Source organism: Brucella rhizosphaerae (assembly GCF_002252475.1).
Lineage (GTDB): Bacteria > Pseudomonadota > Alphaproteobacteria > Rhizobiales > Rhizobiaceae > Brucella > Brucella rhizosphaerae.
On sequence record NZ_NNRK01000033.1, the window covers coordinates 32,743 to 56,889 of the forward strand.

Sequence of the window (24,147 nt, forward strand, 5' to 3'; positions counted from 1 at the left end):
GCATGGTACAGATTTGTGCCATCAGCTTTCCACCACAGGTGAGAACCTCTGCGCAGACTAATCCCGACCAGGCTTAGCTTGTTCGTAAGCTTCAAAAAGTGCGGAAACAAGGATGCCATTGATGCGCATATCTGTCAGGTCAGCATCTGATATGTTAGCGCCCGCCAGCGTAACACCGCTGATGTTCAAACCAGTCATGTTCGCATTTGTAATACTGACGCTGGTCATGTTGACGTCATTGAAGCGCGCTGCTGTGAGATTGGCGTCGTCAAACTCTGCCTCGCATAAATTCACATCATTGAATTTTGCTTTGCTCAAAACGGCGTAAAACCTTGCTTCTGACAGATTTACGCCGTCGAAATTCGTACCCGACATATCAGCGCGATGATAATGCGTACCCTGCATTTGAGGGCCATCAAAAGGATTGTTCGTCGGTTTATCGCCCATGCTGCCCTATCCTCTCGTATCTATTTCATTGCCGCACTCAAGTTGCACCATAGTTGGTGGTTATGAAAGGCTAACAAATAGGCCGAAGACAGAAGCCCTGTTTCGGATGCTTCTTCTAGTTTTACGAGGTCTTCTGAATTTTAAGTAGGAGGTTGCACAAAATTGAGCTTACCCCTCTTTCGGAAATAGCCGAAAGTGGGCTTTGGAGACCAATACGCGCGAGGTGATTTGATTTAATATCAAAGTTTATCAAACGCCGGCGCTGCTATTGGCTGTTGGAGAGAGGCAGCAAGAAGCCGACAGATTACCACACCCTGGCGCATTGAAGGCGGCTTCGTGGCCCCGAAAATAGCCATCTCAGAAACCGTTTATTTGACGGTTATTTAGATAAATTTCTTCACGACTGATCTAAGCAATTGATTTTATTGGTACGCCCAAGGGGAATCGAACCCCTGTTTGCGCCGTGAGAGGGCGCCGTCCTAACCGCTAGACGATGGGCGCGGAGCTATGTAGCTGCTGCTGATATAGACCTGACAAACTAAAAGCGCAATGCCGGCTATTATTGAAAATGGGCGACAGAACTGCCGCCCATCACTCATGAATTACTCGACATTGCCGAGCTTGATGCGGCCAACGATGCGGGACTCACGATAATCGTATACGATAATCTCAGTACCGCCATCTGGCAGCAAGGTTTCCAGCGAAAGCTGCTGGCCAGAAAGGCTCTGCGACAGGAGGCGTGTGCCCGGTGCAAGCTCGATCTGTGATTCGATCAGCTTGACTGGCTCAGGTTGAGGCGGTGCGATTGCGGCCTGTCCGGGAATATCTGAACGTGCAGCTTCTGCTTCGCTCACATCCGGTGCACGATTGATCTTGTAGACAACTGCGACAAGCACAGCCATAAGACCAATCAACATAACACCGATGGAAACTGCAAGCAGACGGATCATCTTGCGACGGACTTTCTCCATCGCTGGATCAAGCGGGGGTTCCGGCTGTTGTTCTTCCGGATAATAGCCCTGCTGATAGTCCTGATATCCTGAATCCTGTTGATTCTGGTATCTGGGATAGTGTGGATCCTGCATTAAATGACTCCGGTTCATGCACCCGCGTGGGCGCGTGATAACGAAGGGAAGAGACAATTGAAAGAACTAATTGCCGACACTGATGCTGCGGGCAAGAGATTAGACCAGTGGCTGGCCGCAGCATTGGGGCCGGAACTCTCCCGCAGTCGCGTCCAGTCCCTGATTGCTGAAGGTCATGTGACCCTCGATGGTATTCCCGCCAGCGGCGCAAAACAAAAGCTGCGCGAAGGCATGAAGATTGCCATCGTGCTGCCAGAGCCTGAACCTGCCGACCCGCAAGGAGAGGATATCCCGCTGGATATTCTCTACGAGGATGATGATCTTATTGTCATCAACAAGCCCGCAGGCCTCGTTGTCCATCCGGGCAACGGCAATTGGACGGGAACGCTCGTTAATGCACTCATCTATCATTGTGGCGATAGCTTGTCCGGCATCGGTGGAATTCGCCGGCCGGGCATCGTTCATCGTCTGGATAAGGACACAAGCGGGGTTATGGTTGTTGCCAAGAATGACCGCTCCCATCGGCATTTGAGCGAACAGTTTGCCGACCATGGCCGCACAGGCGATCTCGAACGCGCCTATCTCGCGCTCGTCTGGGGCATGACCGAGCGCCCGCATGGCGTGATTGATGCACATCTTGGCCGCTCCCATCGCGATCGCACCAAACAAGCTGTGGTCAAAGAAGAGCGTGAAGACGCACGCCACGCAATCACCCATTATTCAACGATTGAGAAATTCGCGCCGCAGGAAGATGCTACTTCCCTTGCTTCACTGGTTGAATGCCGGCTCGAAACAGGCCGTACGCATCAGATCCGTGTTCACATGGCCCATATCGGTCACCCGCTTGTCGGCGATATGGATTATGGCGGTGCTTACAAGACCAAAGCCAACAAGCTTCCAGAACCGCTGAAGAACGCCGTACATGGCTTCCATCGGCAAGCGCTTCACGCGTGGCTTCTTGCTTTTACGCATCCGACCACAGAAGAACTGATGCGATTTGAAGCAGCGATGCCGGAAGATATGGAACACCTTCTGGAAAATTTCCGCAGCCACTCTATATAAAATTGGGAAATATATAGGCTTGTTTTTGGCCGCTCATGAACGTGCATAGCGAGGGAACCTTTCGTAACGAAAGAGACGCCTGCTTACCCTCGCTGTTCACATTCTGGTGACAGATTGTTTCATTGGTTTAAAGATCGTGTTTTCGCCAAAATCGTGCCTATATATGGAGGCTCGCGTGAGGGAAGTGCAGGAGGCAGCCCCCGCGACAGGTTCGCCACATGGGAGCCTGAAATTATAAAGGAGGGTGCTCTATGGCCCAGGTTAATCTCCCCAGTGTTACATCCGGTGACGGTGGCCTTACCCGTTATCTCGAAGAAATTCGCCGCTTTCCAATGCTTCAGCCGCAGGAAGAATACATGCTGGCGAAGCGTTATCACGAACATACTGATCCGAAAGCCGCTCATAGGCTGGTGACGAGCCATCTTCGCCTCGTAGCAAAGATTGCTATGGGCTATCGCGGCTATGGCCTGCCGATTGGCGAAGTGATCTCTGAAGGCAATGTCGGCCTGATGCAGGCAGTCAAGCGCTTTGAACCAGAACGCGGCTTCCGCCTTGCAACTTATGCAATGTGGTGGATCAAGGCTTCGATACAGGAATATATCCTGCGCTCGTGGAGCCTCGTGAAGATGGGCACCACCGCCAATCAGAAGCGCCTGTTCTTTAATCTGCGCAAGATGAAGAGCAAGATTCAAGCACTCGATGACGGCGATCTCAAGCCGGATCAGGTCAAGCAGATTGCGACCAAGCTGAAAGTCAGTGAAGCCGAAGTGGTTTCAATGAACCGCCGCCTCTCCGGTGACGCTTCGCTTAATGCGCCTCTGCGTGCAAGTGAAGGTGAATCGGGCGAGTGGCAGGATTGGCTTGTCGATGACAGCAGCAGCCAGGAACAGGTTCTGATCGAACAGGATGAACTGGAAAGCCGCCGTTCTCTGCTCGAACAGGCCATGGACACGCTCAACGAACGTGAACGCCGCATTTTCGAGGCTCGCCGCCTGTCGGAAGATCCAATGACCCTGGAAGACCTTTCCGGAGAGTTTGGTATCAGCCGCGAACGCGTTCGTCAGATCGAAGTGCGCGCTTTTGAAAAAGTGCAGGCCGCAGTCAAGGCTGCAGCCATCAAGCAGCAAAAGGCGTTGATCCATGTCGAGGAAGCTCACGCCTAAATTTCTGCTCACTTTGAAAACAAAGCCTGCCGCAGATGGATCACTCCATTTTGCGGCAGTTTGCATTTGAATGCGTGACAAAATCGCGATTGGGGCTGCAGGTGAAATCGAAACCCGTGCTAATTGATCGCCAGCCGCCGACGACTGTCATAGAACCGATAAAAATCCGTCAAATAACTGTGATGCAATGGCTTTAGGCAACAGGTGTATTTCACCGAAGCCAAAGGTCAGTCATCCCATGAAAAAGCTCCTGCTCGCCGCAGCCCTTGCCCTTACCGCCGCAACCGCCGTATCTGCCTCTGAATATGTCTCTTATCTCGACTATCCTCAGAAAGAACAGGATGGGAAAGAGTTCTTCACTGCCATCGAAATTCCTCAGGGAAGCTTCACCAAATACGAAATTGACGACAAGACCGGCCACATTGTTGTCGACCGTTATCAGTCGATGCCCGTCATCTATCCAGCCAATTACGGCTCAATCACCAGCACGCTGGCTGGCGACGGCGATCCGCTTGATGCTCTGGTCTACACGCGTGAACCAATTGTTCCGGGCGCCATCATCAAGGTTCGTCCAATCGGCGTTCTGAAGATGATCGACGGTGGCGAAACCGACGACAAGATCGTTGCTGTTCCCACCTCGAAAATCGATCCAACCTACGACAATATCAAGGAACTCTCGGATCTGCCAAAGATCGAGCAGCAGCGCCTTGAAGCCTTCTTCCGCGTCTACAAGCAGCTTCCGGAAGGCCGCAAATCTGTTGAGCTGGGCGGCTTTGACACTGCTGAAACCGCAGCAAACGAAGTGGCTAAGGCCATCAAAGCTTTTGCAGACAAGAAATAATCAGGCTCTTTGAAAGAAAAAGGCCGCTTTACGCGGCCTTTTTTGATTCTCTGTTTCGATTTGTTAGCTCGCACCAAGGACGTCGTTAAAGACCTTCTCGCCCGGAACACCTTTTTCAAGACTGATCAGAGCACGGCGACCATTGCGATAGGAAACCGGAATATCGATCCACTGCAGACGGCGCATCAGCGAAAGATTGGTATCTTGCGCAGTCTTTGCATCATTGAGCCAGATAATGAAGAAATTATCTGCGATCTTGGACGGTACTGCGATCAGCGGATTGCCCGCTGCCTGTTCGGTATCCTTAAATGTAATACGCTGAACATTGTCGACGACACCACCAACGAAATTGTCAGGCACAGTGAAAACCATTTCAATCAGATGGCTGGCAGGAATCGACTGATCCGTATTCTTGCGGATCGTCATCTTCAGCTCAACCTTGCTGTCAGGCATCGTGACGCTTGCGCGAATAGCGGGTGCAACTGGTTCACCCTCACTCGGGCTTTCCTCGATCTCGGACCAGACAACGTTGCCGCGTTCAACTGAGCCGGTTTCAGTGCCGCCGCGCTCTTCATAGAGAAGCGCCTGCTGGCCAACGGCTACGGCCTGCTGGGCCTGAGGTTGATTCTGCGTGTTCGTCTGCTCAGGCGTTGGTGTTGAAGCGGCAGTCGATTTGCCTTCGCCAACACCGGACTGACCTCCCGATGGGCCTTCATCGGTTTCACTGCCATCTGGCATCAGGCGCTGCGTCATCTTCTGTTCTTCAGGTGATGCTGGCGGCGTCTGTTCGCTTGGTGCTGTTTCGTTGCCTGCGGTCTGTCCAGCCGGCGGGGTTTGTTCTGCAGGCTGCTGCGCAGTCCCGGTATCTCCGCTTGCTGGTGCATCACTGCGGCCAAGACTTGATGCGAGTTCCTGCAGCTTATCCTTGTTGGCCCAGACACCATAGCCCGCACCACCAAGCGCGAAGACGGCGATAAGGCCAATGATCAAGCCCTTAAATGATCGCTTCTCTTTCCGTACATCGCGATCTGTATATTCTCCGCGGCGGGCATATGCTTTGTCATCGGAGCCGTCCCGATCACGCTCGACTGCCCAGTCATCATGACTACGGGAATGTACCGGCGAACTATCATCACCACTTTCGGCATCACTGTCAGAATGACGACGCTCGGTCGAAACCGGTGCTTCATCGTCATAAGATGACATTCTTGTCGAACGCGTTGATTCGTGCAGAAAATCTTCCAGCGGATCAGTTTGCGGTTCTTCAACCGCAGGTGTGGATGCTGGCGGGGCGTAAAAAGCCTCAGCTTCTTCAATTGCGTCTTCGAGAATTTTGCGCTGGCGAACAGCCACAACCTGCGAGGCATTTGCCGTCACAAGCTTCTGTTCAATCGTCGCGCGTGCCTTTGCATAGACGCGCTGGCGCAGTTCAGGCGATTTGTCTGCCTGCGCATCGATTGTCTTTTTCAGAACCGCTACAAAATCTGCCATGCCGTCTTACCCAATTTCCGCGAGTACGAGATGCAATAAATGTCTCAATAATCACAATAATCAAGGGAAAGCAAAGGCTAGGGCGACGATTAAGTGAAGCCTTTCAAAATGATCGCGAAAAAACCTTAAAAAAATACCCGGTCAGCCATAACAGCAAACCGGGCATTTTTATGTAGCAGAACCGTACGTCAGGTCAATTAATCAAGAAATGGATCAGTTACGAGGATCGTGTCTTCACGTTCCGGGCTGGTCGAGAGCATGGCAACCGGAGCACCAATCAGCTCTTCGATATGGCGAACATATTTGACTGCCTGGGCAGGAAGTTCGTTCCACGAGCGTGCACCGGCAGTCGTTTCCGACCAGCCTGGCAGCGTTTCGTAAATCGGCTTCACGCGCGCCTGCGCGCCCATCGACGACGGCAGATAATCGATGCGCTTGCCATCAAGTTCGTAAGCGACGCAAATCTTGATCTCGTCAAGGCCATCGAGAACGTCCAGCTTGGTCAGAGCAATACCAGTGATGCCCGAAGTGCGAACCGTCTGACGAACGATAACCGCATCGAACCAGCCACAACGACGCTTGCGACCCGTTACAACGCCAAATTCATGGCCCTTGGTGCCAAGAAACTCGCCGATTTCATCATTGAGTTCGGTTGGGAATGGACCTTCGCCAACACGGGTCGTGTAAGCTTTGGTGATGCCGAGAACGTAACCAATTGCTGTTGGACCAAGGCCCGAACCAGCAGCAGCCTGACCGGCAACAGTGTTGGACGAAGTGACGAACGGATAGGTGCCGTGGTCGTTATCAAGCAGCGCGCCCTGAGCACCTTCAAACAGAATGCGGTTGCCAGCCTTGCGGCGTTCATCGAGAACGCGCCAGACCTGATCGATGTAAGGCAGGATCTTGTCGGCAACCGAAGTCAGCTCTTCAAGAATGGTCTTAACCGAGATTTCTTCAAGGCCCATGCCACGACGCAGCAGGTTATGATGGGCAAGCAGACGCTCAACCTTAGGCTCAAGCGTTTCCAGCTCAGTCAAATCGATGACACGGATTGCACGACGGCCAACCTTGTCTTCGTAAGCAGGGCCGATGCCGCGCTTGGTCGTGCCGATCTTAAGGCCTTCGGTAGCGCCTTCGCGCATAGCGTCAAGTTCACGATGAACAGAAAGAATCAGTGGAGCGTTTTCTGCAATACGCAAAACTTCCGGGGTAATTTCGATGCCCTGCCCGCGCAGTTTCTCGACTTCCATGACGAAATGATGCGGATCAACCACAACACCATTGCCGATCACGCTCAGCTTACCACGCACAAGGCCAGACGGCAGAAGCGAAAGCTTGTAGCTGACGCCATCGATGACAAGCGTATGACCCGCGTTATGACCGCCCTGATAGCGCACGATGACATCGGCGCGCTCGGACAACCAGTCCACGATCTTTCCCTTGCCCTCGTCGCCCCATTGCGACCCGACGACAACCACATTAGCCATTGAGAAAACTCCTCGGTCCGGCTTTAGCCGTTCTAAAAAAACCCAAGGATCGCGAGCAGCCCCGACCATTTAACGCGAGGCGCTGATCCCTCGTCTCTATACAGACTGAATCCCGCTTACGCGACTCTTTCATGCACGAAATACGAATATTTTATCGGGAACGTGGATAAGAGCGCCGGAAGCACGGCAAAATGTCATTTGCAAACCACAAAAGCCAGAATATCTGCGATTTCATGGATTGAATTTGACGTTTGAATCCCGACCGACACAAATGCTGTTTCAAACGTCAATTTCGAAAAATCCACTCGGTTCACAAACTTGCTAGTGGTTCTTCTGATTCAGGCATTTCTCCAACGCCTGTAAACGAGGGATGCAAATGTCGGAATCACACCACTAGCCCGCGCGGACCATATAGAGCGCCTCATCCGAATAACCTTTGAGCTTTTCTTCGAGTGCAGGCACGTCGCGGATGACAAAGCCCTTCTTCTCCCAGAAGCCCTGAGAACCATTGACGGCAACGAGCGCCATGGTGACAAAGCCGTCACGTTCGGCTTGTGCTGCCATCAGCTCGACAACACGCGATGCCTGCCCGCCAGAACGGACTTCTGGCAGAAGCGCAATATCGTGAATATAATAAGTGCTGGTGTCATTGGACAGTTCACCCAACACCGAATTAAGGGCGGGAACCGAATCAAGTTTCCACGGGTGGCTGATGCCATAGCCAAGAATTTCAACGCCGCGTGCCAGCACAAAACAACCAGCCGGATAAATGCTGAAGCGGTCCCGGAAGACCGCCTCATCCTCGAAGAAGTCGGGATGAACGACATTGGCTACTGCCGTCACACGCGCCATATCTGGCGCTTGCATGCGTCGCCATTCTGCCTGTTCAATCCCGTCCGTCATGTTACTCAAGCTTCCTCGATGTTGAATTCCAAAGGTCTTGCCGCCTTGATTGCCTCTTGGGCCATGAGTTCGTCAAGTGCTGCCTGTGGAATTCTGTCATCGACGTAGAGCATCGCAATCGCATCGCCGCCCGGGTGATTACGTCCGAGAGCGAAGTTTGCGATGTTGATATTGTGCTTGCCGCAGATCGTTCCAAGCAGACCGATCATGCCGGGAATATCGACATTCGTCACATAAAGCATGTGCGGACCGACTTCTGCATCAAGGTTGATTCCCTTGATCTGAATGAACCGCGCTTTGCCATCTGAGAAGCAGGTTCCGGCAATCGAGCGTTCACGCTCAGTCGTCTTCACCGTCAGCTTGATATAGCCGTCAAAGATACCCGACTTGTCACGTTTGATCTCAGAAACGATGATTCCCCGTTCCTTCACCATAATCGGGGCCGAAACCATGTTCACATCAGCCATCTGTGGGCGGATCAGACCAGCGAGAGCGGCACTCACCAGAGCACGGGTATTCATGCCAGCCGTTGAGCCGTCAAAAAGCACTTCGACTTCTTGAATAGGCTCGTCCGTTACCTGACCAACGAAGGCACCGAGAACTTCTGCAAGCTTGACGAAGGGCTTGAGACGCGGTGCTTCTTCTGCTGTGATTGAGGGCATGTTGATGGCATTGGATACCGCGCCCTTGACGAGATAATCCGACATCTGCTCGGCCACTTGCAAAGCCACATTTTCCTGCGCTTCTGAAGTCGAAGCACCAAGATGCGGCGTGCAAACGACATTAGGCAGATTGAACAGCTCGTTCTCAGTTGCCGGTTCCGTCTCGAACACGTCGATACCAGCACCAGCCACGTGACCGGATTTCAGCGCTTCCACCAAATCCTTTTCGACGATCAGACCACCGCGCGCGCAATTGATGATGCGAACACCTGACTTGGTCTTTGCAAGTGCGTCTGCATTGATGATGCCGCGTGTCTTATCGGTCAGTGGCGTATGCAGCGTAATGAAATCGGCACGTGCCAGAAGTTCATCCAGCTCCACCTTTTCAACGCCCAGCTCCTGCGCACGTCCTTCGGAAAGGAACGGATCAAACGCCACTACATGCATCTTGAGGCCAATGCCACGCGTGGCAACAACCGCACCGATATTGCCACAGCCGACAACGCCAAGCGTCTTGCCAGTGATTTCGACGCCCATGAAGCGGTTCTTTTCCCACTTGCCAGCGCGTGTGGAAACATCAGCCTCAGGAAGCTGACGTGCAACCGCAAACATGAGAGCAATTGCGTGCTCTGCGGTGGTGATCGAATTGCCGAAAGGCGTATTCATCACAATGATACCACGGCGCGATGCGGCCGGAATATCAACATTGTCCACGCCGATACCAGCACGCCCCACAACCTTGAGATTGGTGGCGGCTGCAATCAGCTTTTCAGTGACTTTGGTGGCAGAACGAATCGCCAGGCCATCATATTGGCCAATGACTTCAAGGAGCTTTTCCTTGTCCTTGCCAAGATCGGGAAGATAATCAACTTCAACGCCGCGATCTTTGAAAATCTGGACGGCGGTAGGCGACAATTTATCGGATACGAGAACACGAGGTGCCATGAAAGGCCTCCTTCAGGTAATCTTTAATCGAGCATTACCAACAAAAACGCAGCAAAAGCTATGAACCGGTTTTGAGCTTGGACAATGTATCGAGACAAATGGAATGCTGACCGTGATCGCCCCAACACGACCCCGAATTCATGCATTTCCCCGGATTAGGCAGCAGCTTTCAGCGCGGCTTTCTGCGCAGCAAAAGCCCAATCAAGCCATGCTGTCAGCGCTTCCAAATCGGAAGCTTCAACTGTTGCACCAGCCCAGATACGCAAGCCCGATGGTGCATCGCGATACGCACCGATATCGAAAGCTACGCCTTCTTTTTCCAGTGCCGAAACAATACCCTTGGCAAAAGCCGCCTGCTGATCCGCCGAAAGTGCAGTCACTTCCGGGTCAACGATGGTCAGACAAACAGACGTATTGGAGCGCGTTTCAGGCTTCTCTGCCAGATTGGCAATCCAAGGCGTCTTCTCAACGAATGCATCGAGAACTGCAAAATTCGCATCAGCACGTCCGACCAGACCATCGAGACCGCCAACCGAACGCGCCCAGCTCAGTGCGTCGAGATAATCTTCAACGCAAAGCATGGACGGCGTGTTGATGGTTTCGCCAACGAAAATGCCTTCGATCAGCTTGCCGCCCGAAGTGAGACGGAAAATCTTCGGCAAAGGCCATGCTGGCTTGTAGCTTTCCAGACGCTCAACAGCACGTGGGGACAGAATGAGAATGCCATGCGCACCCTCACCGCCCAGCACTTTCTGCCAGGAGAAGGTAACAACATCGAGCTTAGCGAAATCAAGACGCTGCGCAAAAGCGGCCGACGTTGCATCGCAAATCGTCAGACCCTTGCGCGTTGCCGGGATGAAATCGGCGTTTGGTACACGCACACCTGAGGTGGTGCCGTTCCAGGTAAAGACAACGTCGCGGTCGAAGTCGACTTCAGCGAAATCGACCAGCTCACCGTAAGGTGCAACGAAGGTGCGGGTGTCTTCGAGCTTAAGCTGCTTGATCACATCTGTGACCCAGCCCGAGCCGAAGCTTTCCCAGGCAACCATATCCACGCCGCGCTCACCGAGCAGCGACCACAGTGCCATTTCAACTGCACCCGTGTCAGATGCAGGCACGATGCCGATACGGTAATCGGCCGGAACGCCGAGAATTTCGCGGGTAAGGTCGATGGCTTCTTTCAGCTTGTTCTTGCCGATTTTCGCGCGGTGCGAACGGCCAAGCGGCGCGTCGGCAAGCGCTTGAAGCGACCAACCGGGGCGTTTTGCACAGGGACCAGATGAAAAATTAGGGTTAGCCGGGCGAACTGCCGGCTTCGCAATCGTCGTCATTTTGTTTCCTATCCTCACAGATAGCACGCGCCTCGTTGGGGAGGCGTGGCCCGCTGATGAAAATACCGGAAAGCAAAATTTACACAATATGGCGTGCGAGTTATTTTTACAGAACCCGCCAGAGCACCCCGGCGGGTTCAAATGTCTCAATAATTACTTCTTTGATGGCTTATCTTGCATACGCGCGTAGTAGCTTGCGATGAGTGCGCCCGATACATTGTGCCACACGCTGAAAACAGCGCTTGGCACAGCTGCCAATGGCGAGAAATGCGCATTCGCAAGAGCTGCACCCAGACCACTGTTCTGCATGCCGACCTCAATGCTGATTGCTTTGCGCTTGGCAAGGGAAAGTCCCGCAGCTCTTGCCGCGAAATAGCCAAACATCAATCCAAAGCCGTTATGCAGCACCACGACTGCGAAGATCAGCGCACCGGACTGAGCGATGGCGACCTTATTGACTGCAACAACAGCAGAGACAATCAGAACGATACCAATGACGGATACCAGTGGCAGCATTGGAACTGCTGCCCGGACAAGGCCCGGCATCAGCTTTTGCAGAACAAAGCCGAGTGCGAGAGGCAGAAGAATAACCTTGAGAATGCTGATGAACATGCTCATTGCATCGACGGGAAGATACTGGCTCGCAAAGAACCACACGAGGAATGGCGTAACAAGCGGTGCAAGCAAGGTCGTCACACTCGTGCAAGCAACACTAAGCGCGACGTCCCCTTTGCTGAGATAGGTCATCACGTTGCTTGCTGTGCCACCCGGACAACAGCCAACGAGAATTACACCCGCAGCAACTTCCGGTGACATCGGGATAATGCGGGTCAGCAGAACTGCGAGGAGCGGCATGATCACGAATTGAGCGACAACACCGATAAGCACTTCAAACGGACGTCGGGCAACTTCGGCAAAATCCTTGGTCGAAATCGTCAGTCCCATGCCAAACATGATGATACCGAGCAACACAACGATCCACGGCGCAAATACACTGAATGTCGATGGCAGCAGGAAACCAAGTACGGCGAAGACGATAATCCAAACGGCAAAAGAGCGTCCGACAAAATCAGACAAAGCGACAATGGCTTTCATTTCTCTCCCTTCAGACTGCGCGCAGTCTAACTTTTATTTTTGAGGCAACACTAATTTCATGCGGCCTTGTATGCGCAATTTGAAATTTTAAAAACGAAAAATCATCGCAAAACTAACTTATGTGCAGTTTGGACAGGATTCCTGGAAACAAAAAGAAAAAGGCCCGGTTGCCCGAGCCTTTGATTCAGCAAATGAGTGGCTATCAACCGCCGAACATATAACGAAGGCCTACGCGGACATCGTGAACATTCATGCCTTTGTCATAACCATCGCCAACACCATAGGCACCGTTGAACATCTTGCCGCCATTGATATGACGATAACGATAACCAGCGTCGAGCTTGAGGTTATGGGTCAGATCAACCGACGCACCAGCCATGAGAGCATAGGTGAAACGCCAGTTTGCATCACCAGGCAGTGCACCACCATTCGTCGTATCAACGAGATCATCCCACTTCACGCGGGTGCCACCGATACCGGCGCCGACATAAGGTGTCACGCCACCAAAATTGCCGAGATCAACGTAAGCGTTGGCCAGAAGTGACAAGGCAGACATTTTGCTTTCGTCACGGTCACTGGTGAATTTCGCACTTGTCATATAGTCGAGCGTCAAATCGGTACGGAAGTAATCGGTCACTTGATAACCAACACCACCGCCAAGCAGGAACGAGCCCTTCAGCTTGCCGCCATGAATTTGTGGATCACCCTCACCGCAGGTGTTGCACCCACCGCCACCCGGCAGCGTGTAGCTTGCACCACGAAACTTCGCAGCTGAATAGCCCACGTCGCCGCGCAGATACCAGCCTCCGACTGCTGGAGGAGCGACAATCACTTCCGGCACGGGTTCAATGTAATCCGCTGCCATGCCGAGAGAACCAGAAGCCATCAAAGCTGCCGATGCGGCTAAACCAGCACACAAATTTCTAATAAGACCATTCATTTATCTGCCCCATCGATTTGTCACGCCGCAACCGCGTCGGAACCGAGTATTCAAGGGCAGAGTATTCAGAAAAAGTTAAATACAACTTAACGTTAAGATTTGTATTATGCTATTACGTTAAGGAACTTGGTTAGCAACTGCTAAAGGAAGGGAGTTTCTTAACCATAGCCGTTAATGGTTAAAGAAGGCTGTACCGATGACCGAAACCGACATTCGCCCCACTGCATATTCTTATGTGCGCATGAGTACCCAACAGCAGTTGAAGGGTGATTCGCTTCGTCGTCAGTTTGAACGTAGCCGCGAATATGCAGCCGAAAACAATCTCCGTTTGGACGAGACACTGCACGATATCGGTATCAGCGCTTACACTGGTGCAAACGTGCGATCCGGTGCGCTTGGACAGTTTTTGCAACTCGTGCAGAACGGACAAATCAAACGCGGTAGTTACCTGCTCGTTGAGTCTTTGGATCGTCTTTCACGACTGCAAGTTCGCAATGCGCTCGGCCCGTTCATCGAACTAATCAACGCCGGAATAACCATTGTAACGCTTGCAGATAAGCAGGTTTACTCTGATGCGACAGTTGACGAGAACTGGACGCAATTAATGATGTCGCTGGCAATCATGTCTCGCGCACATGAAGAGAGCCAGACGAAGAGTGACCGACTACAACGAGCAGCAGAAGGCAGACGCAAACGGGCGCTTGCCGGTGAGACGCGCTTTTCGCATCACATGTTCCGTTGGTACGATCAAATCGAGATTGCGCCAGACAAATACGAGTACCGGCTGAACAAACATGCCGACACTGTGCGACAGATATACGAGTGGGCTGATGCAGGCATAGGCCAGATCGTAATTACTCGCCGTCTCAATGAGGCAAAGACCCCTACTCTGACCGGCAAAGGTGAATGGCAACAGCCAACGGTAGGGTTAATTTTACGGAACGAAGCGGTGATTGGAACGTATCAGCCCGTTCATCGTGTTAACGGAAAGTCACAACCATACGGCGAAGCACTGCGCGGTTATCTGCCTGCTGTGATTAGCGAGGAACTTTTCTGGCGAGTGCAAAAGAACAAGCGTGTTCGCAATTCAGCAGGACGAAAAGGCGAAAGGCTTACGAACCTAATCGGGCCACTCGCCACTTGTGCACATTGTCAGGGCCGAATGCTCATTAAAACGGGCGGTGCTGCGAAAAACCCTCAGAAGTACATTCGTTGCGACAACAACTATCGCGGCGGTACATGCACCGGACCAAGCGGACAATTCCGATATGATAAGATTGAGAGTGCCATTCTCGACCATGTGAAGGAGTTTCATTCCTTCTCCGCGTTTGCTCGTGAAAACAACAGCGCTGGGAAGCAGCAGTTGCAGGAGAAGATTGCGAGCCACGAAACCACGCTCGCTGAGTTGGAGAAGCAGCGCAAGAACCTCATGAGCGTTGCAGCGATGGCCGACGATGACGCAACTCGTGCGGACGTGATGCGGGCACTGACTGAACGTCGGGCTCGCGAGGACAGTACGAAAGCCGAACTCGAAATATTGCGCGCCGATTTAATGACGCTGGACAGTGCAGAACGTAACGCTAACTCGCTTGCCGAACGGATCGCCAGCGAACGCAAGATGTGGGAAACCGGATCGGACGAGAAAGTCTACGAGAGCCGTTCAAAGATCGCGCAAGCACTCACGCAGATCATCGACTTCATATCCTTCGATATGGATACACGCCGTTTCCGTGTGATTATCGGCTCTGGCATTGTGGCTTACGAATTCGACAAGCAAGGCCGACTGACCAACAAATTCGACTTGAAGACTTCGCCGATGCGCGAAGGAGTGTCCCCGTTGACGGTCGAACATTTTGTAGATTCATGCAAACATTTAATGGATCGCGACGAGTTGGACGCCCGTCGCGCTACAATACTGAAAATAATGTGACGGCGGCTAGCCCTTCAAGTGATGTGCTGCGACCACGTTTTAGTGTCCGCATCCCACACCCAGTCATTGCCCGCTGGCGGAACAGGAACCGAAATGAGGTCCGTGAGGAACTCTGACGCTACTAATTCGCCTGTAAGGGCGGTGATGACTACAATTGAGCCTTTGGCGGTATTCCAATAAAAATGATTTTCAGTATCCATTATCGTGTCACTCCGAAATAATACCCTGTCCATGAATACGAACCGCTACCGCTACGCTCGATGCGAATGGACTCACCCTGACGGACACGACAGAATTGGTTGCTAGTGCAGGTCACGCCGGTAGTCGTGTTCCAAACTCTCAACGAGATGGTATTCGTTGTCGTGACTTGACCCTGAACCATTAAGTCGTAACCAGTGGTGTTCTGCCATTCCTGGCCGTGGCTGTTGAGGGATGCCTGACCAGTGATGGCGTTGAAAACAGATCGATTACGCGCTTCCTGTACCGCCCACGCATTGGCACGACCTTCAATCTGATTCGAGATTGTTGCCTGTGTCCAACCGCCAACGGAGTTCACGTTGAAGTTCGCAGGGTTATATACGTACATGTTAACGCCGTCTGATCCGCCCCAAACCCATGTCGGCTGTCCGCCCTGCCCCGACCAGTTGAACTGCATATTCACACCACCGACACGACGAGGATATGCATATCCATTCATGTTGCCGTTGGTAGCAGCAGTAATAGCACTGCTGACCTGAGCAGGTGTTTGTGGCGTATATCCGAGAGCGCCCGTAATATCTCCTGCTACGAGCGAGAGTGCGTGAGTATGTCCGGTTGCTGTGACTGAGTTTGTCGTTGAATTCGTAACAGTTGTTGGTGCGCCAAGCGTGATCGTTACCCCGCCGCTGATAGTACCGCCGCCTGTTAGACCGTTGCCTGCTGTCACCGTTTTGTTGAACGCGTTATCAACATAGGTTTTGGTTGCTGCTGCATTTGCACTTGTCGGAGATGCACTGAGAATCAACTGGCCATCCGGTTGGAGAATTGCTTCCTTATAAGTCGTCTCTCCCGGCGTGTAGGCGCGTAGGTGGGTGTTGTTATTCCCGCTGTTATTATAAATGAGGCCGGTTTCTTTACCGTCACCGTCCCTGAACCATAGAATGCGATTGGCTTCCGACTTGATGCTTATCGTACCCGTTGTCGTAATAGTTTTCGTTGTTGTTGCGCCGGTTACGTTTAAGTTCTCCAGCGTAGTCAGTCCCGTGAAAGCAGGGTTTGCAGTGCTAGTGGATAGCAAACGGAAACTTGTGCCGTCGAAAGCAAGTTCTACGATCTGATCCTTATTAATCTGGTTTGGAGAAATCGGGCTACCGTCATTGTTGACGATGGCACGCGCCACCTGTCCGTTCACTTTGAGTGAAGCAGGACCAGTGTTCGCAATATGCGCGATGAATGAATAGCGGTCGCCACGAACAAACTCAGTAGGTCCTACGTCGAATGTGAGAACGTATGCCGCTCCAGTACCAGATGAGATTTTGCGAGGGTTCTCGCGAGTATCTTTGCGCTTGATCGCGCCCTTATCTGCGCGAATAATGTCATAAAGACTTGTTGGAGGCGTACCAGCAGGTAAACCATCTGGTGGAGGGGCGACATTAAGAACGTCTTCTTCCATCCATTTAGAACTATTAATATCAGCCATTTAACCACCTTATTGTTATTGTTATGCGGTGTTCTTCGTATTTAAGCGCTTTCCGCGCTGTTCGCGTCAGCGTTTGAAATTATTTAAGTAAGCGTCGATTTCCTGCTCAACCCAATCGTTCCCATATTCCTTGCTTAGTTCACGGCCAATGTTTCTCAAGACCGCGCTATGATCCATGAGCGCGCCGTTTTTCTGCGCAATCGGAATGTCTGCAAACCACTTCACGATGCGTGGATCGGTTGCCAAACGAGCCTTCATGTCATTGCTAATGCCCTTAACACCGGAATAAACACCAAGGGTTCCCCATGCCAGAAGCATGTTTGTGCCGACATCGGGCTTCCCACCGCTCGCTGCTGCTGCTTTCTTGCGAGCATCAGTAAGTCGGGCAAGACGATCAAGGTCAGCGCGTGCTGTTGAATAAGGCGTTCCCTTGAACATTGCCTCCTTCGCTTCCGGCGACATTTTCGTCCAATTCTGGAGAAACTTGTTGCCAGTAAACTCGGCTGCGCCGTCAGCGGTAGTGTGTGTGCCTATTTCAGTAATGTGATGGCGGACTACGCTTCCCCACATATCAGGGCCGTTAGCCTTTTCGATAACTTCACGAACCTTACCAATGCGCGTCCCGCCATGCTGGAGATTGGCGGTCAACATGCTATATGCCCGTTCACCGCTTTCAGAATTAGCAAGCGGGTTCAAAACACGGTCCGAACCCTCGCGACCAAAACGAGCCTTGTATGCTTCGTCGGCCCGCTTCCAAGTATCGAACGCAGCACCGCCAGCCCCTTTTGCCGCTTCTTCCATATCTTTCGTCACGGCATCGTGCGTGCGCACCAAGTAGTTCTTGAGCGTCGGATTGACGTCAGGAGCAAATGCAAGTCGCCCTAATTCTTCACGCGCATCCTGCATCTCACGGAACGTCATGCCCCTGCGCAAGTCTTTAGCCAGTGCATCAGACTGTTTAATGGCCTGATCCAAATACGGGCCTTTGTTCAGTTTCGCACTTTCGTTGAGCGTTTTCTTCTCAACTTTCAAATCAGCCGCGAGCGCCTTGGTATTCGGGCCTGTCGCCGCTGCACCACCGGCCAAATCATCGGTCTGCTTATAAAGATCGCCAACACGTCGATTGATGAAGTCCTGAGAGTCCTTTGCAGCGTCCTGAATTGCTTCACCGACACTCTGACGAGATCCCGGATTAGGATTGATGAAATCCGTAATACGACCGAATTCGCCTTTCAGTCCTTCATCGAGTTCCTTGACCGTCTTAGAAACCTTTGGATTGTAAGCATCGACAAGCCTCTTTTCACGAGCGGCCTGTTTCGCGCTGCCTGTTACTGTTCCTGCTGTCGTTGGAATACCGGCTTCGGTGAAGTCTTTAGCGGTCTGTGAAACCTTCGCCGCATCGTCGCCATCGCGTGTCAGGTATTTTGCAATCTTATTCTTCGCACCACGATAGCCAGCACCGGCGAGTTTTGCCGCAGCCATACCAGCGGCCTCACCACCCGCATTAAGTCCGAAATCGATTGCTTTATCAGTTGCGTATTCGGCGTTGTCTCGTGTGTCTTCGTTCTCATATGCCCAATTGATAAGACGTTCGGTGCCGTCTTTTGCAGCGGCACCACCTGAGCCAGCACCGGCAATAACGCCTAACGGGTTTCCGGTCAGCGCACCGATGGCCCCGCCTCCTAATGCACCAAGAACCTCGACAATTTCCGGGGTGACGCTGGTTACGTCGCGCATAGTAAGACCCGGTTTATTGTAATAAATGGTGTCGCCTGTTTCCGTGTCCGTCATGATGAAGTTGTCTTCACCATATGGTTCGGCATTCGGATAAGTCTTGCGCAAGGCGGTCAGGCGGTCTTCCGGCTTCTTTAACGCACCCACTTGCATACGAATACCGTGCGGTGCTTCTAGATTGGGATTTAGCCGACTTTCATCTGGACGAGGCATTTGAGGACCACTCTCGTAAACTTGGTCGTTATCCCACCAATTGTCCGAAGCGACAGGAGCAGCCTCAACAACTTCGCCTTCGAAGCGCTCCGTATCTTCCCACCAATTTTCTTTCTTCTTTGCGCTAGCCATTAACCAAGCCCTCTCATGCCACCGAGACCACCTAAGCCACCCTGTCTCGCGAGCATTGCGAGTTGTAGTTCCCACGGTTTCATCTTCTTCTTTTCGTCGGGTGCTCCCAGACTATTTAAGAGATTCAACTGCACCTGACCGCCGCCGCCTATGAGTCCACCTGTTTGCGCAGCCTGACGGTTAAACTCCTGATCCTGCTCCGAAAATATCTTTGCAACATCACCTAAGCCGCCTATCGCATCATCGGTTTTCACGCCTGCGATTTCGTCAGGGAGAATATCCAGATCGAATAAACGCTTTTTCTTCTCTGGTTCTGCCTCGGTCGTTTCGGCAGGAATTGGCTGGTTCGTTGCTGGCTGTGATGCTGTTGCTTCACTCTGAGTGAAGGTTCTCGGATCAGCACTACGCGGTGCTAAACTTTGCAACTGATCAGCGGGCGTTCCGTGAACCATGCCCGCGTATTTCAGACGGTTGTTCCAGCCGTGTCCCGCTGTAGGATTATCTGCACGCCAGCCTTGAGGGCGCTCAAATCCGATCATTGCTGCTGTTGCTGAATGAACATCGTCTGCTTGCTTTAGACGATTGAAAGCAGCGCCTTCGGTCGTGTTGAGTTCGTGATGCACGAAGTCCAACTGAGTATCCAAGTCCGTAACTGGTTTACCCCTATCAGCAGCGAAAGCGCGGAGAGCCTTTGCACGTCCGCCATTCCATTGACCAATACCGACACTGTCAGAGCCGTCGCTACCGTCACCACGATTGCGAGCGCCGGTATTCATGCTGCTTTCTTGCATCAGGTTGCCGACAACACCTGCTGCTTGCACCGGAGTTAAATTGTAACGACGCTGCAAATAGTCATACGCGTATCGCGCATTAGAATTAACTGCCACTTTTTCACCTCGTCCCGTTGATCGGGCTTCTTGTTATTTTTTTGTATTATTTCTTAAGTATCTTCGAACCGTTTGGAGCGATAAACCACGTACCGGATGGGAGAGCATCAGCCTCCTCCGGCGTACTTATTCGCGGTAGCGAGTTATCATCTGCCGCTTTAGGGGCTGCTTGGGCTTGCTTAATGCGGGTGGTGATATCGATACCCGCCTGACGCTTCTCTTCCTGATAAGCCTTAAATCGCTGATACGGATTTGGCAGTTTGGAAATCTCTTCGTCTGCCTCGGTCCATTTAATTTCACCCTTCTGTGCGCGACGAGCAATGGCCGCAGCAGCAAGTTTGTTTTCCTGAACTGCTCGCATCGTAATTGCGATAACTTCGTTACCCTCTGGCGTGTTACCGATGTTAGGCAACGATTTGAGGAACATCTTCGCATCAAAGTCCGACATTGCACCTGAACCTGCCGGACGCATGTTCGGAACAAGACGATTAACTACCGCATCAAAAGCCTGCGCAGGTGCAAGTCCGTCAATATCAATACCCATTGCCTCTGCGTATGGACCAACTAGCAGCGTGAATTCTGCGAACTTGCCAGTGCCGATATTGCGACCTAACTCCAGCAACATGTCCATGTCGCCGATCATCTGCGGAGCATTGTTTGCTTCTTCAATGATTTGGTTATGACGCTTGGCTGCTTCTTCGTCGCTCTTTTCGGCATACTTACTGCTGTTCTCGCCGGTGTTCACATTGACCTTTGTGGAACCTGCTGCCTTCTGATCTTTCTGCCAAGTGTTGAAATCTACAGGCGTTTCGCCCTTTGCCGTTGTTTGCTCGACATACAAATCGTAATTCTTACGGTCAGCCGTGTATTTGCCCTCGTCCTCAGCGCGCGAATTTCGCTCAAGACCATCTGTATATCCGGGAGCAGAAACTAGCGTGCCGTCTTCGCCGACCACCATTCCCTTACCAGCAGCGGTTTTGCGTAATTCTTGTACCATAGCGAGGACTTTGCTCGCCTCCGCGAATTCGCCGTTCGCCATGAGATGCTTGTAAATCTGCATGAGTTGGTCTTCGCTGTACCCCATTCCGCCTGCTGTAGAGCCTACTGCTGCCCCACTGCCACTAGAACCGCCAAGTGTTCCGGCGAAAGCAGCATTTTCCTTCTGCTGCTTCAGTGCCGCATCGTTAGCGGCAACCTTTGCGCCGGTAAGCAAACGCTTCTGCGCTCCGTCCATTTCGTTATCGTAGCCGTCTAAGCCTGCCATCAGGCCACGACCAGCAATTCCCATAACGTCCTTCGGTTCATACGAAGCACCGGAGTCTGCAAGCATCTGTGCACCCATGCGGAAAAGACCGCGACGACGAGCGCTTGTCTCGTCTTCTGTCTGCTCCGGCAAAAACGCATTAAGAATAGTTTTGCGATGTGCAGGCTTCGCTTGCTGGTCGCCACTCATCACCTGTTCAATCGGACGTTGGCTTCCCGCTGGCAAAGCAGTGGGGTCAACCTGCGCTGCCCCACCGATACCGAGTTTTTTCAAAAGTTCTTCAATAAGATTGTTAGCCATAGTTCACCTTTTGTTCTTAAAGCAATCCGAGCAATGCTGTGAGGATGCCTAATCCGCCACCGAGACCGCTGGATTGAACCGGCTTAGTCTGGTTGTTGTAACCGCCGGTCGTGACCATGTTGATCATGTTTGCCGCGTTCATAATGTCCTTGTTCTGCTCTAGATCCCACTTACGGATTTGCGCTTCTAGGGATGCATCGGAATAAGCGTCTTTCTGCGCACCTACACCTGCAAGGCGGTCTGCATCCTTATAATCGAGGTCGCGCATGTCACCGGCCATACCAGCACCCGCAAGTTGCTGACCTGACTGCTGTAGCATCTGCTGCCAGTAGTTAGTCGCAGCATCGTTTCGCATTCCCTGCTGAGCCTGTGCCTGCTGCCCTAACTGACCTGCACCTGACAACTGTTGGCCGACAGCGCCCTGACGAATTTGCTCCGTCGCGTTAGCAAGGTTACCATACATGTTAGTTCCCTGATTGCGCATGTCTTGCTGACTATTCGACGTGTTCGCGAGGTTCGCATTAGCGCCCAACTGGTTCGCAACATCTGTATTGTAGAAATTGCCCATGCTGTTTTGTGCGCCCAACATGTTCTGACGTTCACGAGCATAATTATCGCCGAGCATAGTGGTCGCGTTCTTTGCCATCGCATTTGCGACTGTGCTTTCTGCGTCATTGCGGATCGATGCAGCAGCACCAGAACCTGAACGACCGGCCATCATTGCCTGTGAGTCCAACTGCGGTGATGTAATGTTTTTAAACTGATCCATCATGGACTTGTTGGCGTTTGCAATATCGTTCATCAGATATTCGTTAGCACCAAGGAACTCGCCATTCGCGGTCTTCGCTAGCATGGAGTTTGCGGGGTTGTTCGCACCGGCTAGATTGCGCGCCTGTTCCTGCTGCAATCCGAAGGCCGCATTACTGAAGTTGCCAGCGTTAGCAGCCTGACCGAGCGCCGGATTGCTGTAGTTGGTATTGATGTTCTTCATCGCATCCTGCGTTGCCTGAACGCCCGGATTTGTCCAATTCTGCGATTGCGCGAGAGTGTTAGCGGCAGGATTATTCTGAAATGCTGCGCCGCTCGTAATATTGTTTACGGCGTTCTGTGCGTTCTTGATCCCTTGCGATCCCTGCATTGCTGTTTGCGAGATCATTTCCTGCGCGCGTTTAGTCTCGTCGCTCTGCTTGGCAATCAAGTCGCCCTGCCAAGGCATCGGCTGTCCGTTGGACATAGCCTGATCAGCCTGTGCGTAATACTTATTCAGATAGGGTTTCGCGCCGTCCCACGGCTCCGTTTTTGTAGTAGTTTCTTTTGGAGTGCTTGCCATTCTCAAAATTCCTTATAGTAATTTACTGATTGCACTGAAAAATCGAAGCGCTTCAAAACTCGCTCCCATTCGGGACGTGCGCTTGTATAAAAACCTTTGCAGCCCATAGACTTAGCCCACTCCTCGACTAAGTTCTGACCATCGCAAAGTATCTCTTTCATTGCCGAACCATGCTTGCCGCCCACGAGATAGAGGAAGCAAACTTTCTGGCCGTCGATCTCCAATACTTGCGTTACGCAAGCGGCATTATCGGAAACCCATAAAGTATATTTTTGGCTGTAAATTCCGTCGATTAAGGCGTCTTCGTTATCCGGGTTTATTGAATAGGCCATGGCGTTTTTCAACCAATCGCGCACTCTCGGATATTCCTTTTTTACACCCTCGTAAGTATCTACTCGTTCAACATTCATAATATCTCTAGTTAAAAATCATTCTTCAAATATGTATTTAAATGAATTCAGATCAGTCGAAAAATATATAATCAAAATACAGATTTTCGGTCGTCCAGCGATGCCAGATGCTGAACTGCCCGTCGAATATGTCACCCATCCAAAGATCGGTCATATATTCTGCAGATGGCTCATTACGCGGCGCGAAGGAAATTCTGCTGTTTGCTGTAATTCGCGGATCAACGATCAATGTGCTGACCGTGCTTGTCTCCATCACGAATGAACCGCCGCCGGAAGGCACAATCGGCTCTGCTTGAAGCGCTGCAATATCGGCTTCAAACTGCGCTAGCGCTTCTTCAAAGTCGCCTTCATGTTCAATGTCATCAATGATCTCACTGATGCGCTTAAAAACTGTTGGGTCTCGTACTATTGCCAATGTATTTGCCTTTTTCGGGTAATGTTATTCGGTGTAAATGAAATTGAAGCGTAGTTCTTCCTCACCTCGGACATGACCAATCGTGAGTTCACCTTTTGAAATGTCCTGAACCCACACTTTGTTCATGCTATTCGCAGACCAAGAGTTGTGAGGAGCAATCGTTACACGGCATTTCGCCGTCAATTCTGGAACCAAAACGATGGTGTGATCTGTGTCTGGTTCGACATAGAATTCGCCACTACCTCGAACTTTGCCTACAAGTTCCTTGAGCGCTTCGATTGACGCTTTGATTTCTCTGAGTTGCTTACCAATGTCGCCTTGGCCTTCGATGAGGCCGATCATGTCATTGATCTTTTTTGCTAGTTTTGGATCACGTACTATTCTCACAATGTTCACCTTCTA

22 protein-coding genes and 1 tRNA gene are annotated in these 24,147 nt (G+C 51.8%); 4 read left to right on the forward strand and 19 right to left on the reverse strand.

Features of this window, described 5'->3' with window-relative positions:
- Positions 1-57: 57 nt before the first annotated feature.
- From CEV32_RS15970 to CEV32_RS15980, 3 genes are all read right to left on the reverse strand, one after another.
- Positions 58-447, reverse strand: a complete 390-nt coding sequence (locus tag CEV32_RS15970; RefSeq protein ID WP_094578116.1) for a pentapeptide repeat-containing protein — start codon at positions 445-447, stop codon at positions 58-60.
- Between the two features lie 426 nt (positions 448-873).
- Positions 874-948 (reverse strand) — tRNA-Glu (locus tag CEV32_RS15975).
- A 101-nt stretch (positions 949-1,049) separates the two neighbouring features.
- Positions 1,050-1,532, reverse strand: a complete 483-nt coding sequence (locus CEV32_RS15980) for a hypothetical protein (RefSeq protein WP_094578117.1) — start codon at positions 1,530-1,532, stop codon at positions 1,050-1,052.
- A 3-nt stretch (positions 1,533-1,535) separates the two neighbouring features.
- Between CEV32_RS15980 and CEV32_RS15985 the strand changes: the two genes are divergently transcribed.
- The 3 genes from CEV32_RS15985 to CEV32_RS15995 all read left to right on the forward strand — a co-directional run bounded on the left by CEV32_RS15985 (position 1,536) and on the right by CEV32_RS15995 (position 4,598).
- On the forward strand, positions 1,536-2,594 hold the full coding sequence (locus CEV32_RS15985) for an RluA family pseudouridine synthase (RefSeq protein ID WP_208620860.1): 1,059 nt from the start codon (positions 1,536-1,538) through the stop codon (positions 2,592-2,594).
- 251 nt (positions 2,595-2,845) lie between these two features.
- Positions 2,846-3,757 carry an RNA polymerase sigma factor RpoH gene (gene rpoH / locus CEV32_RS15990; protein WP_094578119.1) on the forward strand — a complete coding sequence of 304 codons (912 nt, stop codon included), beginning with the start codon at positions 2,846-2,848 and terminating at the stop codon, positions 3,755-3,757.
- A 238-nt stretch (positions 3,758-3,995) separates the two neighbouring features.
- On the forward strand, positions 3,996-4,598 hold the full coding sequence (locus CEV32_RS15995; protein ID WP_094578120.1) for an inorganic diphosphatase: 603 nt from the start codon (positions 3,996-3,998) through the stop codon (positions 4,596-4,598).
- A gap of 63 nt (positions 4,599-4,661) precedes the next feature.
- Here CEV32_RS15995 and CEV32_RS16000 read toward each other — a convergent pair whose 3' ends face one another.
- The 7 genes from CEV32_RS16000 to CEV32_RS16030 all read right to left on the reverse strand — a co-directional run bounded on the left by CEV32_RS16000 (position 4,662) and on the right by CEV32_RS16030 (position 13,452).
- Positions 4,662-6,089, reverse strand: a complete 1,428-nt coding sequence (locus tag CEV32_RS16000) for a transcriptional regulator (RefSeq protein ID WP_094578121.1) — start codon at positions 6,087-6,089, stop codon at positions 4,662-4,664.
- Positions 6,090-6,286: 197 nt separating this feature from the next.
- Entirely contained in the window at positions 6,287-7,576 is a 1,290-nt protein-coding gene (locus CEV32_RS16005) for an adenylosuccinate synthase (RefSeq protein WP_094578122.1), read from the reverse strand.
- A 393-nt stretch (positions 7,577-7,969) separates the two neighbouring features.
- Positions 7,970-8,479, reverse strand: a complete 510-nt coding sequence (locus CEV32_RS16010; RefSeq protein WP_094578123.1) for a GNAT family N-acetyltransferase — start codon at positions 8,477-8,479, stop codon at positions 7,970-7,972.
- 5 nt (positions 8,480-8,484) lie between these two features.
- Positions 8,485-10,086 (reverse strand): phosphoglycerate dehydrogenase, encoded by a 1,602-nt coding sequence (gene serA, locus CEV32_RS16015; protein WP_094578124.1) that lies wholly within the window; start codon positions 10,084-10,086, stop codon positions 8,485-8,487.
- Between the two features lie 155 nt (positions 10,087-10,241).
- Positions 10,242-11,417 carry a phosphoserine transaminase gene (locus CEV32_RS16020; RefSeq protein WP_094578125.1) on the reverse strand — a complete coding sequence of 392 codons (1,176 nt, stop codon included), beginning with the start codon at positions 11,415-11,417 and terminating at the stop codon, positions 10,242-10,244.
- 153 nt (positions 11,418-11,570) lie between these two features.
- Positions 11,571-12,512, reverse strand: coding sequence for a bile acid:sodium symporter family protein (locus tag CEV32_RS16025; protein WP_094578126.1), 942 nt, complete (start codon positions 12,510-12,512; stop codon positions 11,571-11,573).
- A 202-nt stretch (positions 12,513-12,714) separates the two neighbouring features.
- Positions 12,715-13,452 carry an outer membrane protein gene (locus tag CEV32_RS16030; protein WP_094578127.1) on the reverse strand — a complete coding sequence of 246 codons (738 nt, stop codon included), beginning with the start codon at positions 13,450-13,452 and terminating at the stop codon, positions 12,715-12,717.
- A 196-nt stretch (positions 13,453-13,648) separates the two neighbouring features.
- Between CEV32_RS16030 and CEV32_RS16035 the strand changes: the two genes are divergently transcribed.
- Positions 13,649-15,382: a recombinase family protein gene (locus CEV32_RS16035; RefSeq protein WP_094578128.1), complete on the forward strand. Its 1,734-nt coding sequence runs from the start codon at positions 13,649-13,651 to the stop codon at positions 15,380-15,382.
- Between the two features lie 14 nt (positions 15,383-15,396).
- On the opposite strand, the gene CEV32_RS16040 is transcribed toward CEV32_RS16035, so the two are convergent.
- From CEV32_RS16040 to CEV32_RS16080, 9 genes are all read right to left on the reverse strand, one after another.
- Positions 15,397-15,582, reverse strand: a complete 186-nt coding sequence (locus CEV32_RS16040) for a hypothetical protein (protein WP_094578129.1) — start codon at positions 15,580-15,582, stop codon at positions 15,397-15,399.
- A complete protein-coding gene (locus CEV32_RS23840; protein WP_208620861.1) occupies positions 15,582-17,060 on the reverse strand; it encodes a hypothetical protein in 1,479 nt (492 codons plus the stop codon). Before CEV32_RS23840 ends, CEV32_RS16040 begins: the two co-directional genes overlap by 1 nt.
- A 66-nt stretch (positions 17,061-17,126) precedes the next feature.
- Positions 17,127-19,139, reverse strand: a complete 2,013-nt coding sequence (locus tag CEV32_RS16050; RefSeq protein ID WP_094578130.1) for a hypothetical protein — start codon at positions 19,137-19,139, stop codon at positions 17,127-17,129.
- On the reverse strand, positions 19,139-20,026 hold the full coding sequence (locus tag CEV32_RS23735) for a phage tail tip lysozyme (protein ID WP_167382818.1): 888 nt from the start codon (positions 20,024-20,026) through the stop codon (positions 19,139-19,141). Before CEV32_RS23735 ends, CEV32_RS16050 begins: the two co-directional genes overlap by 1 nt.
- 46 nt (positions 20,027-20,072) lie before the next feature.
- Positions 20,073-21,590 (reverse strand): hypothetical protein, encoded by a 1,518-nt coding sequence (locus CEV32_RS16060; RefSeq protein WP_094578131.1) that lies wholly within the window; start codon positions 21,588-21,590, stop codon positions 20,073-20,075.
- Positions 21,591-21,606: 16 nt separating this feature from the next.
- Positions 21,607-22,920 (reverse strand): hypothetical protein, encoded by a 1,314-nt coding sequence (locus CEV32_RS16065; protein ID WP_094578132.1) that lies wholly within the window; start codon positions 22,918-22,920, stop codon positions 21,607-21,609.
- A 2-nt stretch (positions 22,921-22,922) separates the two neighbouring features.
- Positions 22,923-23,330: a hypothetical protein gene (locus CEV32_RS16070; RefSeq protein ID WP_094578133.1), complete on the reverse strand. Its 408-nt coding sequence runs from the start codon at positions 23,328-23,330 to the stop codon at positions 22,923-22,925.
- A 52-nt stretch (positions 23,331-23,382) separates the two neighbouring features.
- Positions 23,383-23,745 (reverse strand): hypothetical protein, encoded by a 363-nt coding sequence (locus CEV32_RS16075; RefSeq protein ID WP_094578134.1) that lies wholly within the window; start codon positions 23,743-23,745, stop codon positions 23,383-23,385.
- Between the two features lie 24 nt (positions 23,746-23,769).
- Positions 23,770-24,132: a hypothetical protein gene (locus CEV32_RS16080; RefSeq protein ID WP_143128844.1), complete on the reverse strand. Its 363-nt coding sequence runs from the start codon at positions 24,130-24,132 to the stop codon at positions 23,770-23,772.
- Between the last annotated feature and the right edge of the window lie 15 nt (positions 24,133-24,147).